Origin of the sequence: Citrobacter sp. TBCS-14, assembly GCF_005280805.1 — a bacterium.
In the GTDB taxonomy this organism is placed as follows: Bacteria; Pseudomonadota; Gammaproteobacteria; order Enterobacterales; family Enterobacteriaceae; genus Citrobacter; species Citrobacter gillenii.
Window position 1 is genome coordinate 1 of the sequence record NZ_SZWM01000495.1, and the last position, 210, is coordinate 210.

The 210-nt window shown below is 51.4% G+C and carries 1 pseudogene; it reads right to left on the reverse strand.

The annotated features are described in order from the left end of the window. A pseudogene (locus FDX22_RS19520) lies at nt 1–210 on the reverse strand (sugar ABC transporter substrate-binding protein); the annotation flags it as partial.

Sequence of the window (210 nt, forward strand, 5' to 3'; positions counted from 1 at the left end):
CCCTGCCATATTTGGCGTCAGTTCGACGCTGGCGTTGGCTTCGCCATCAATCATCGCTTTATAGATATCCGGTACGCCGTCGATTGAACCGGTCAGAATATCTTTGCCCGGCTTCAGACCCGCTTCTTTGATCGCCTGGATAGCCCCGATCACCATGTCATCGTTGTGAGCGTAAACCATGCAGATGTTCTTGCCGTTGTTTTCAGCTTT